The 11936-nt window shown below is 68.8% G+C and carries 7 protein-coding genes; all 7 read right to left on the reverse strand.

Annotated elements, in window-relative coordinates; genetic code table 11:
• Positions 1-1536, reverse strand: a 1536-nt coding sequence (locus QZW52_RS06560; protein ID WP_293996539.1) for a c-type cytochrome, incomplete at its 3' end; no start/stop codon positions are given.
• Between the two features lie 16 nt (positions 1537-1552).
• Positions 1553-2290 (reverse strand): FKBP-type peptidyl-prolyl cis-trans isomerase, encoded by a 738-nt coding sequence (locus tag QZW52_RS06565; RefSeq protein WP_293996540.1) that lies wholly within the window; start codon positions 2288-2290, stop codon positions 1553-1555.
• Positions 2287-8079, reverse strand: a complete 5793-nt coding sequence (locus QZW52_RS06570) for a fibronectin type III domain-containing protein (protein ID WP_293996542.1) — start codon at positions 8077-8079, stop codon at positions 2287-2289. Before QZW52_RS06570 ends, QZW52_RS06565 begins: the two co-directional genes overlap by 4 nt.
• 293 nt (positions 8080-8372) lie before the next feature.
• Positions 8373-8879, reverse strand: a complete 507-nt coding sequence (locus tag QZW52_RS06575) for a type II secretion system protein (RefSeq protein WP_293996544.1) — start codon at positions 8877-8879, stop codon at positions 8373-8375.
• Positions 8876-9331 carry a type II secretion system protein gene (locus tag QZW52_RS06580; protein WP_363226256.1) on the reverse strand — a complete coding sequence of 152 codons (456 nt, stop codon included), beginning with the start codon at positions 9329-9331 and terminating at the stop codon, positions 8876-8878. The genes QZW52_RS06575 and QZW52_RS06580 overlap by 4 nt, the downstream gene beginning before the upstream one ends.
• A gap of 11 nt (positions 9332-9342) precedes the next feature.
• Entirely contained in the window at positions 9343-9825 is a 483-nt protein-coding gene (locus QZW52_RS06585; protein WP_293996546.1) for a type II secretion system protein, read from the reverse strand.
• Positions 9826-9833: 8 nt separating this feature from the next.
• A complete protein-coding gene (locus QZW52_RS06590; RefSeq protein WP_293996548.1) occupies positions 9834-11936 on the reverse strand; it encodes a secretin N-terminal domain-containing protein in 2103 nt (700 codons plus the stop codon).

Here is an 11936-nt window from a genome sequence, read left to right on the forward strand (position 1 = left end):
GAGCATCTCGACCAGCGTGTCGTTGAGGTAATCGATGGCGAAATACACCTCGGCCTGCAGCACCTCGTCGGTCAGCGGGAGCTGGCGCACCTGGAGCCATTGCCGGAAGTAGGTCATGCCGGCCTGTCGCCGCGCTGGCAACTGGTAGGGATAGACCAGATGCAGCCGTGTGCGCCAGGCGACCGGGAACACGTCGGTGCGGCCACGGGCGAGCTGGCCGGAGAAGTAGACGGCGCCGGGCGGTGGTGGCTGCGCGCCCAGCCGTTCGATCTGCGCTGGCCGCAGCCAGGCGACCACGGTGTCGTTGGCCGACGCGGGCGGTGGCGCGGCGCTGCTGGCCGGATCGAGGTAGTGCGTGGTGCTGGCGATGCCCGCCTCCCGCAGCGCCTTGTCGAGTGCCTGCGCGGCGGTGCGGCCGGTGGCGTCGTCGGTGGCCCACTGGAGCACCTGCGCCGGGCGGTTCGGGGCGGACAGCAGGTGCTGCGCCAGCGTGGCCGCCTCCAGCGCGATGCCGCGGGAGAAGTAGACCGAATAGCGGTCGTCGTCCGATTCCGGCGGTGGGGCCTCGACGCTGGGGAACCAGCACGGCAGCGCCTGCGCCTCGCAGAACTGGTGGACCGGCGCCCAGACGCCCTGCCCCAGCCCCGACACCAGGGCGAACACCGGGTTGGCCGCATAACGGCGCGCGAGCTGCGCGGGCCACTGTTCGGGCGGGCCATCGAGCTGCCAGACCTCGAAATCCCAGTAACGCTCCGTGCCGAGGATCATCTCGGCCGCGCTCGACATCGACCGCTGACCCGGCACGAAGTTGCTGTTCTTCTGGGCCACCGCGGCCTGGACCGTATCCAGAAACACCTGCCGGCGCGCAGGTTCGACATCCGGCGTGATGACCGTGGCCAGCCGCAGGCGCTTGTCCACCACGCCGGGCGACCAGTCCGAGGACAACTGCCGCAAGTAGGTGGTGAGGACCGCCAGGTCGGCGTCGCCCAGGGTGTAGCGCGGCATGAGCGTGTCCAGGGAGCGACCACTGATGTGCCGCCCGTCGCGCAGTGCCGCTGCCAGCGATTCGGCGGTGTAGGGCGCGTGCCGCTCGTTGAAACTCTTGAGGGTGCGCAGGTGCATCTGCACCACCGCCCGCCGGTCCTGGTCGAACAGGTAGCGCCCCGTGATCGGGCTGATCTGCACCGTGCCCTCGACCGAGCCGAGTCCGCTGGGTCGGTGGCATTGGACGCAGGCAGCCGCCTCGCCCGTCAGCTCCAGCCCCTGGCGGCGCGCGGTGAGCAAGCCGCCCGACGGCAGCACGCCCTCCACGTACAAGCGCCGTCCCGCCGCCACGGTGGCCGGGTCCGCCTTGGCTTCGCTGCGCCACGCGGCAGAAGGCGCGGGGCTGTGCTGTTGCCGCATCGGCCCTTGCTGGGTCAGCGGCACCTGGGCGCTGGCCGATCCGGTCACTGCCGCGGTCCACGCCAGCGCCAGACCGGCCAGCCAGCCGAAACGGTGGCCTGGGCGGCAGGTGGTGGTCCTGTCGGTGGTCATGGTGGCGCTGGCGCGGTCAGCGCAGGATGTCGATCAGCTCGACCGTGAACACCAGCGTCTCGTTCGGCCCGACCGTGCCCCCGACACCCCGCTCGCCATAGCCCATGTGCGGCGGCACGACCACCTCGTAGCGGGCACCCGGTGTCATGTGGCGCAGTGCCTCGCGCCAGCCGGGAATCAACTGGGTGACATCGAGCGCCGTGGATTTGCCCGCCTCGGTGGCATCGAATTCGCTGCCGTCGATCAGCGTGCCGCGGTAGGCGACGCGCACCAGGCCGTCTTCGCGTGGTTGGGCGCCGCCACGACCCGCCTGCAGTTCGCGCAGCAGGACTTGGCTGGGCAGCACCTGCACACCAGAGCGGCGCCGGTAGTCGGCCATGAAGGTCTCGCCGCGCTGGCGGTTGCGGGCGGCGAGTCCGACGCGGTCGGCGGCGAGCTTGCGCTGGACATCGGCCTGCATCGAGGCCACGGCCAGCTTCAGCTCCTTTTCGGGCAGCGCGGTGCGCTCGCCGGCCGCAGCGTCACGCAAGCCCTGGACGATCTGGGCGACATCGAAGGCCACATCGCTGCGGATCAGGTTGCGCACGGTCTGCACGCCCAGGGCGTAGCTCAGTTTCTGCTGTGCCGTGGCGGGTGCGACCGTGTCCGCTGCCACGGGTGCGGCGGCAGGCCCACCCGTCTGGGCACAGCCTGACAGACCGAACAGCACCATGCCCAAGCTGCCCAAGCTGCCCAGTTGCCGGACCGTCTTCATGGCGTCGTCACCGTGAAGATGTTGCTGGTCGGGCTTTGCGCGGTGGCGGTCTGCGCGGTGACACGGAAGCTGTAGGTCGTTGCCCGCGCCAGCCGGGTCACGACAGTCTGCGTGGACTGCGCCGGCAGCGTCACCGCCGGCAGCGCCGCCCAGTTGGAGGCTGCCGTACACACCCCCAGACAACGCTCGACCAGATAGGCTGTCTCCGTGGTGGCGTTGTCGGTCCAGCTCAGTTGCACGCTGGCACCGCGGATGTTGTTGATGGCCACGCCGGTCAGACCGGTGGGTGCCAGCAGACCGCCGAGGGTCAGTGTCACTGTGGCCGGCGTGGCACTCAGGGCACCATTGCGCGCCGTCACCCGGAACGTGTAGGCCACGCCCGCCGCCAACCCCGTGACGGGGAAACTGGTGGCGTTGACCGCCGTGGTGCCGAGCGTGGTCCAGGTGGTGCCGTTGGTGCTCGATTCGACCAGGTAGTTGGCTTCGTTCGGGCTGTCGGTCCAGGTCAGCGTGGCACCCGTGGTGCCGCTGGCCGTCGCGGCCAGACCGGTGGCCGGCTGCACGGCGGCCACCAGCGTCACGGTGGCCGGCAGGCTGGCGATGCCCCCGGCGCGGGCCGTGACCCGGTACACATAGGTGCTGCCCAGCGCGATGGTGACGGGCGTGCTGAGGACGGCCCCCGTGCCGGTGATGTTGGCGCCGGTGCTGGTCAGGTTGAGCAGCGTCGTGAACGCCGCGCCGTTGACCGAGCGTTCGACCCGGAAGCTGGTCTCGTTGACCGAGCTGTCGGTCCAGGACAAGGTGGCCTGGGTGGCCGAGGTGATGGCCGTGGTGAGGTTGATCGGCGTGGCCGGGACGTTGCTGATGGTCGGTGCTGTCAAGGTGGTCGCGGCCGAGGTCACGTAGGCCGAGGCGGAGTTCGCCGCCCCCAGCGCACGGACCCGGAAGGTGTAGCTGCCGGTGACGGTGGCGGTGTAGACGTAGGACGCCGCACCGCCGGTGCCGGTGGTGGCCGGGACGGTGGCGACCTGCGTGAAGGCACCGCCGTTGAGCGACACCTCGACACCGAAGCCGGTCTCGTTGCTGGCGTTGTCGGTCCAGCGGAGCGTGGCCGTAGCGACCGCCGCGGTCACGCTCAGGGCCGTGGGCGCCGCGGGCGGGATCAGGGAGATGACCGTGGGCGTCGTGCTCCAGGCCGAGTTGCCGAGCGCGCCGACCGCCGCCACCCGGAACACGTAGCTCGCGCCCGCCGTGGTGGTCAGGGCCTGGGTATAGACCTGTGCCGTGCCGGCGGCGTTGAGGGTGGGCACGGTGGCGCCGATCTGCGTGAAGGCGCCGCCGTTGAGCGACTGCTGCAGCACGAAGCCGGTTTCGGAGACCGACGCATCGGTCCACGTCAGCGTCACCGAGGTATTGCTGACAACGGTGGCGACCACGGCCGTGGGTGCTGCAGGCGCAGCGATGGTGGTCACTGCGGCCGAGGGCACCCAGGCCGACAGCCCGTACTGGCCCGACGAGGCCACGCGGAACAGGTAGGTCGCACCGCCGTTGATGTTGACGGTGGCGGTGACACCAGCGCCGGTGCCGGTGGTGGCCGTGCCGGTGCGCAGCACGGTGGCGGCGGCAGCCCAGGTCAGACCGCCATCGGTCGATGCCTGGACCACGAAGCTCGTTTCGTCGATCGACTGGTCCACGAAGCTGACGGTGGCCGTCGTGTAGGTCGCCTGGGCGCCGACCACCGCGCTCGGTGCCATCGGGGGCAGGCCCGGCGTGGTCGCGTTGGCGATGGGCGTGGCGGTCGAGCCAGCCGCGCCGATGGCCGTGACGCGGTAGCGGTAGGTCGTCAGCGAGTTGACCTGGGTGTCGATGTACTGGACCGAGTTGGCCGGGATCATCGCCAGCGGGGTGAACGCCGTGCTGGTGGCGCCGACGGCGCGCTCCACCAGGTAGCGGTACTCGGTCGTGGCGTTGTCGGTCCAGCGCAAGGTGATGCCGCCATAGGCCAGCCCTTGCACGTTGGCGGCTGCCGTGGCGGAGAAGCCGCTCGGTGTGCCGGGAATCCCCTCACGCGCATCGAACACGATCGGGCGCATGAAGTCGTTTTCTTCGTGGCCGAGGATGTGGCAATGCCAGGCGTATTCCCAGCCGAAGTTGGCCATCGCGTTGACCACCGTGGCCGGCAGGCCGCTGGCAGGATTGACCTGCGTGAAGCCGAAGGGCGAGCCGAGCGGCTGCGTCGGGTCCAGCGGGCGGATGCTGTAGGGCAAGCCAAAGCCGGGCAGCACAGGCTTCTTGGCCCGCAGCGCGACGATGACATCCTCCAGCGGATTCATCTTCACGGTCTCTTTCCAGCCCAGCTCGTTGGGCTGCGGCGGGGAGATGAAACCGTCCCAGCCGACCCGGTTGATCAGTTGCACGTTGAGCAGGTGGAAATGCACGGGGTGCGTGTCCACGCCGTTGTGGGTGATCTTCCAGATCTGGGTCTCGTTGTCGCTGAACATCTCCGTGGCCGGGTCGATGTAGCCGAGCGGGATGGTGGTCTGTGTCAGCGCGCTGGTGAAGGGAATTTCGGTGCCCATCGTGGCGTTCAGGCGCCCGAAGGTCGGATCGAACAGCTCCTGGATGGCCTTCTGGCGGATCAGGACGCTGCCGCTCGGGATGCCGCTGGCAGCGGCTCCAGCCCCGCCGCCGCCGGAGAAACCGATGGTGGGCAGACCGGTGTAGCCGGTGCCGGCATCGACCAGGGTCACGTCGAACACCGAGCCTGCCGCGGTCGCGGCGGCGTTGGCGTCCAAGGTGCCGGCGGGAGATGCCGTGAAATTGACCACCACCTGCGACATGTCGGTGTAGCCACCACCGCCGGCGGACGACGGATTGGTTGGGTCCGGGATGGCCAGTGTCACCGCCGCCACGCCACCGGAGGACGTGCCGGTGGCCCGGACACCGCCAGTCGGTGGCAGGCCGAAGGTGAGGAAGGGTGCCGCGGTGTAGCCGGATCCAGGGTTGGTGACGGTGATGCCCGTGACACGGCCCGCCGTGAGCGTGGCCACGCCGGTGGCGGTCACGCCACCAACGGCCTGTGGTGCCGAGAACGTGACCGTGGGCGCAGCGGTGTAGCCGGAGCCGGCGTTGGTGATGGTGGTGCCCGTGACCTTGAGGGTGGAGGTCGCGGCAGCGCCACCACCGCCACCGCCGTTGGTGATGATCGTCACCAGCGGCGCGACCAGATAGCCGGTGCCGGCACGGGTCACGTTGACGGTGCTGATCTTGAGGGTGGCCTGGGCCGTGGCATTGCGGGTGGCCCCGCCGCCGCTGAACGTGACGGTGGGCGCCGAGACATAGCCCGAGCCGCCAGACGTCACCTGCACCGCGTTGAACACGCCGCTGCCGCCGCCGGGGACAAACTTGAGCTGCGGCATCTTGATGCTGCCGGCGTAGATCGGTGCGTAAGCCTGGCTGTCGTTCCAGGTCGTGCCGAACGCGGTGTTGTAGGCCGACTGGGCGACGATCGGGCGCTCTTGCGTCGCCGCATACGCCTTGGGAATCTCGGTGGCGAGACGCGCCACGTCCAGCGGTGCCGCCGGGGCGGTGGCCGCGACCACGATCTGCATCAGCGTGCGGGTGTTGGGTCCGTAGCCCTTGGAGGTGTCTTCGGCGCCGCCTTGCTGCGACTGGTCGCCCACGCCAGTGAAGTAGTCGTTGCGCGGATCACCGGCCGGCACCGGGGCGAACATGTCGTTGTAGACGATCAGCGTCTGGCCCGCGTACTGGCTGAAATCGACCACCACGTCGGCCCGCTCGGCCGGGCCGAGGAACAGGCCCGAGGTGTCCACGTTGAGCACGGTGGCGCGGCCCACGTCGTACAGCGGGTTGGTCGGCGTCGGCTCGATCTGCGCGACGTTGGGCAGCAGGCCGCCTTCGTTGCCAATCTGGTAGAGCGTCGGACCCACAGCGGAGGGGCTGGGCACGCCGCCGTTGCGGCCATCCACGGGCCAGGTCTCCGGGGTGCAGGTCGCGATACCGCCAGCCAGCGTCGGGCGCAACTGCCCCGGCGCGCACGGTGTTGCCGAGGGCGCAGCCGCCACCATCGGCACCTCGGTGTAGCGCACCTGCCCCGTCACCGGGTCCGTGAAGGGATTGGCCGTGTCCGCCTTGAACAGGTTGAACGTCATCATCCGGTCGTTCGACGCATTCAGGATGCGCAGCCGGTACGACTTGGGCTGGACCGTGAGGGTCGGGTAGGCGACGCCGTTGACCAGCGGCGTGTCGGTCCAGGCTTCGGGCGTGGTCGTCACGTCGCCGTAGCGACCGCTGGGCAAGGGATACAGCGCCGGGAAGACCGGCCAGAACCACGGCCCGTAATGCCAGCGCCCGACCTGGTTCCAGCCGTTGACCTGCTTGGGGTCTTGCACTGTCTCGTAGACGTGAGGGAACCACAGATCGCCTGGCGCGCCCCAGGCCGTCGGATTCCAGTGCGCGTCCTGCAGCGCGATGTCGTCCGGCACGAAGCCCTTCTCTTGCAGCACCAGCGGGATCGTGTCCGCCGCCGAGGGCAGCACGCCGCTGGCCACGAGGGCCTGCTCCACCGGGTCGGTGACGATGTACGGCGCGGCCATGCCCGAGTAGACATTCAGCCGCGTCAGGCCGGAGGTGTGGTCGTGGTACCAGATCATCCGTGCCGAGACCCCGTTCGGGTAATACAGCGTCATGGCGCCCGGCCCTGGCTCGTGCATGTCCGGCACATTGGCCGCACTCGCGCCCCGCAGGTATTGCGCCAGCAGCGCCGGATCGGCGATCTTGCTGGCCAGCGAGCCGGGAATGGTCGGATCGGCCTCGCCCGCCGGGGTGTACCACTGCAGCGGGGTACCGTCGCTGACCCACGGCGCGTCGGCGCCGTGCAGGTGGATGCTGGTGCGGTTCTGGGTATAGAGGTTGATGCCATCCGGGCCGACACCCGCGCCGGTCAGCGAGGTATCCACCGGCAAGAAAATATCGCCATTGCGCTTGGCCACCACCACCTGCCCGTAAGCGTCGAGCACGGGCGCACCTGCCGCGGTTTTCTGGATCACCGCAGAGCCGACCGGCAGCAGGTTATGGAACTTGATCCGCACCGGAACATTGCGCGCCGCGGTCATGAGCGGGCCGAGATAATGCGGGTTGTCGTAGGCCAGCGCCTGTTTCATCACCGGTTTGCCCGCCGCATCCAATTTAAGCGAACCATCAGGATTGGTGTCCTGAATCCGGATGGGGCTGCCATCGGGGTAGGTCAGCGGCACTTGCTTGCCCGGATTGCGCGCTGTCGAGAGCTGGACATAGCCGCGCAGCGTCGAGGGCTTTTTAAGGTCAGAGTGCAGTTTCTGGGTGTACTCTAGCGTGGCGATTTCATAGTAGTCATCGCCCGTCGTCACACCTTGCGGATTCACCCACTTCTCGGGAACCGCCGTCGGGATATACCGCACCGTGGTGCCATCGGCCATGGTCTGCTGGTTGGCCGCGCCGGGCAGTGGCAGGGGATCGATGAACTTGCGCAGGGCTTTGCCGGTACCTGGGTATCCCAGTGGATACAAGGCCGCCGCTTCGGCCACCGGGGTCTTGCGCGGACCTGAGGGGCTGTGGGAGAAATACGTGGGCACACGGAAAGGCGTGCCTGTGGGACTGATGACGTCAGCGAATCCGGGACCGGCCATGCCAGGCGCGGCCATGCCGACGCTCAAGGCCAATACTCCACCACGGATGGCCTGTTGCCGTGCCGTGTTGCGCTGCTCGCCCGCGTATCGAATCCGCTTCATGTTTCTCTGCCCTGGTTGGTCAATTCGGTCGATTTGACAAAGCTCTCCCACAGGTCACGCCGGAATCAGGCGTGACCTGGGTGGTTTGTTCTGTGTTGTTGCTTGGATGGTGCCAAATCGTACCAGTTCTTCGGTATAGGCAGAAGAATGTGAACCAATGTTTTGTGAACTGATTAGCTCAAATTGTTAATATTAACCAAACTTTTAGTTACAATATTTGATACTATTATCAATAGCATCAAATATTTAACTTCGGGTGTGTCAACGCATATTCATTTATTTCAAATCTGCAATTAATTTTGAATACGGCTCGGTGCATTCGATGGAGCCGGCGCAGCCGTGCGGGCCACAAAACGCCAGTCGGCATACCGAACCGCCGCGCCGAATCCCCGCAGGCGCGGATCGACGTGGACGCTGCGGATGGGTTGACCCGGCGCCAGGCTGTACACCCCCGTGATGCGCTGGTCCGGCTGGCGCACGAGACCCCACGGCTGCGTGGGCGCGAGCGGGTCGCGGTAGAGCTGGCGCAAATGCCGCACCGGCGTCGGAAACCTCGGGTCGGCCAGCAAGTCTTCCAGGCGGGCCGGAAACTGCCGCTGACCCGGCGGCGACTGGAAGTAATAGGACTCCAGCGCCCGCTGGTACGCCAGGCCCACCTGCAGCAGCTCGGCCTCGGCGTCGCGCTGGCGTGCATCGGCCCACCGCTGGCCCGCGTTGACCGCGGCCCAACTGGCCAGCGCCATCCACACCAGCACCCCCAGCAGCAACATCCCGCGCTGATCCGGGCGGTGCGGCTTCATGGGCGAGGGTCGTCGGCGCGGGCGTCCGTGTCCACGGGGGCGCTCTGGCTCGGCTCCGGTCGGTTGCGCGGATTGGCCTGCACATCGAACACCCCGCCCTCCCCGCTCTCCGGCGGCACGACCACCCAGTCCGGCTGGTCGCTGTACGGGTCCGCCGGAATGGCACGCAGGTAACGCCGGCGCACGAGATCCTCCAGTTGGTCCGGGTAGCGGCCCTGGTCGCCGTGGAACTTGTCGATCGCCTCGCGCATCAGGGCCAGATCCTGCTGCTGCACATGGGCCTTGCCGCGCTCCAGCGTCTGCACGTAGTGCGGCAGGGCCAGCGACAGCAGCAGCCCGATCACCGCCAGCACGACGATCAGCTCGATCATCGTGAAGCCTTGCGGTGAACGAGGCAGACGGTGCGGGCGAGGTGGCCGGGCCTGGAACGGTGGTGGTGGGTTCGTGGTCATCGCGTCGAGGTTCACCATTGCGCGTAGGGCACGCCATTGATCCCCGTCCCACGGGAACGGGAATGCACGTCGTAGACATCGCTGCCGGGCGACGGGGCATCGGGTGGGCTGCTGTAGGCCCGCAGCGCCCAGCTCTGCTCCGCCTCGACCGAAGGCGGCGCCATCGGGTCGCGCGGCAACTGCCGCAGGAAGTACAGCCGCTCGCCCTTCGGCGACCGCTGGTGGATGACCCCCTCGACCAGCACACCCAGGTTGGGCGGATAGCCGCTGTCGCCGATCCGACGGGCGATGTCGCCCCGGTCGGCCGCGGCCTTGTAGCGGTCGATGGCGTCGCGGATGTCGTGCAGGGCCAGCCGCAGCGCCTGTTCCCGCTGGCGCTGCACGGTCAGCTCCGCCAGCGGCGCCGCCACCATCGCCAGCAAGCCCAGCAAGGCCAGCGTCACCACCAGCTCCATCAGCGTGAACCCACGCGCCCGGCCCGGATGCGCGCCCATGCCCTGCCTCAACGCTTGTCCGCGGCCGGCGCGGGATCGGCTGGCACCGCGGCCTCCGGCGCTGGCGGGGGTGCAACCGCCCCGACGGGCAAGGGCGTGCGCCCAGGCAGGTAGCGCGGCATCGTGGCCGCCCCGCCCGGCAGACCGGAGGGCATCGGCACCACAGCCTGCGGCAGCAGCGGCACGGCGGGCACCACACCCACCTCTCCGCTCCCACTGCCACTGCCACTGCCACTACCGCCCACGACCACCCCCGCCGCGCGCGGCACCCCATCGCCGACCCGCACGCTGCCCAGCGGCTCGATCCGCAGCGGCCGGGTGCGGATGGTGGACTCGCTGCCCGACCAGAGATCCGCCACCTGCGCGTCGGGCATGGTCAGCGGCCGGATGATGCGCGGCGTGATCGACAGGACGATCTCGCTCTTCTTCTTGTCGCCGCTGTGGGTCGAGAACAGCCGCCCGAGGATGGGCAACTGACCCAGTCCGGGCACCTTCTGCGCGCCGCTGCGGTCCTGGTCGTTGATCAGGCCGCCCAGCACCTGGGTTTCACCATCCTTGAGGCGCAGCACGGTCTGGGCGCTGCGCGTGCCGATCTGGTACGCCTGCCCGCTGGCGGTCTTGATGACATCGGCCACGCTGCTGACCTCCAGGTTCAGCCGGATGCCCACGTCGCCGTCGGCGTAGACCTGCGGCTCGACCTCCAGCTTGATGCCCACGTCCAGATACTGGATCGACCCCGTGATGACGTTCGACTGCCCGGACTGCTGCGGCGAGATCAGGTTGGTGATCACCGGCACCTTGTCGCCGACCAGGATGCGCGCCTTCTCCTTGTTGCGGGTGCGGATGCGCGGGCTGGCCAGCAGGTTGGCGTCCGAATCGACCAGCTTCAGATTGGCGCCCACTGCCAGCGGCGTGATGAGCAACTGGTCGCGGCCCAGCGCCCGCACATCGCCCACGGTCAACCCGTTGGCTGCCCCGGTGCCGATGCCCGGCGTGGACACCGTGACGCCCGTGGGCCAGTTGATGCCCAGCTCGCTCAGGCGCGAACCGGAGAGTTCCAGCACCTCGACTTCGAGCATCACCTCCGGATCCGGCAGGTCATTGGCCGCGATCAGCCGCTCGGCCAGGGTGATGGCCTCGGGGGTGTCGCGCATGACCAGCATGTTGGTGCGCGGGTCGGTGAGGATGTCGCGGGTCTTCAGCATCGTCTTGATGAGGTTGGCCATGTGGGCCGCATCGATGTTGCTGAGCTGGAAGCTGCGCACCTTGAGTTCGCCGTACTCCTTCTGCTTGGCGGGCGTGGCGGGGTAGATCAGCAGCGTGTTGCTGTTGAGCACGCGCTTGTCCAACTGGTTCTGCATCAGGATCAGGTCGATCGTGTCGCCGACACTCGCGTCCGAGACGAACAAGGTCGTGCGCAGGTCGGTCCGCACATCGCGGTCGAGGATCACGTTGAGCTGCGTGGCGCGGGCCAGCGCCTCGAACACCTGCCGCACGTTCGCATCGCGGAACTGCAGCGACACCGGCCGCCGCAAGGCCGCACGGGCGCCGACCTGCTCCTCGCGGGCCAGGGTGTCGGCGGCGAGCTGGTCGTGCAGGCTGCGTTGCAGGGCGAGTGCGCCGGGGTGCTGCGGCTGGTCGCGCAGCAGGCGGCGCAGGGCTTCCTGCGCCAGATCGTGCTGGCCGGCGGTCACGAGGCGCTGGGCTTCCTGCAGCGCCGCCGCGGCCCGCACCCGCTCGTCGATCTGGGCCAGACCACGCACCGCCCGCTCGTTGTGGCGGTCCAGCGCGAGCACCCGCTGCCACTGCGCTCGGGCCTCGTCCAGCCGGTCGCGCTGCAGCGCCTCGTCCGCCAGGGCCACCCGGCGCAGCACCGCCCGCTGCCGCTCGTTGAGGTAGTCGATGCGGTACTGGGCATTGCCGGCGTCCAGCTCGCTGGCCTGGCGCAACTGGTCCAGCCCCTGCTCGGTGTTGCCGGCGGCCAGCGCGGCCTGGGCGTCGCTGTGCAGCCGCTGGGCCGCGCAGCCGGACAGCAGCACCGCGGCGGCCACGGCGGTGGCACGCCAGGTGTGCGACCACGTCCGTGGCCAAGTTCGGGAGGGTCTGTGCAT

This window comes from Sphaerotilus sp. (assembly GCF_013299175.1).
Taxonomy (GTDB): Bacteria; Pseudomonadota; Gammaproteobacteria; order Burkholderiales; family Burkholderiaceae_C; genus Sphaerotilus.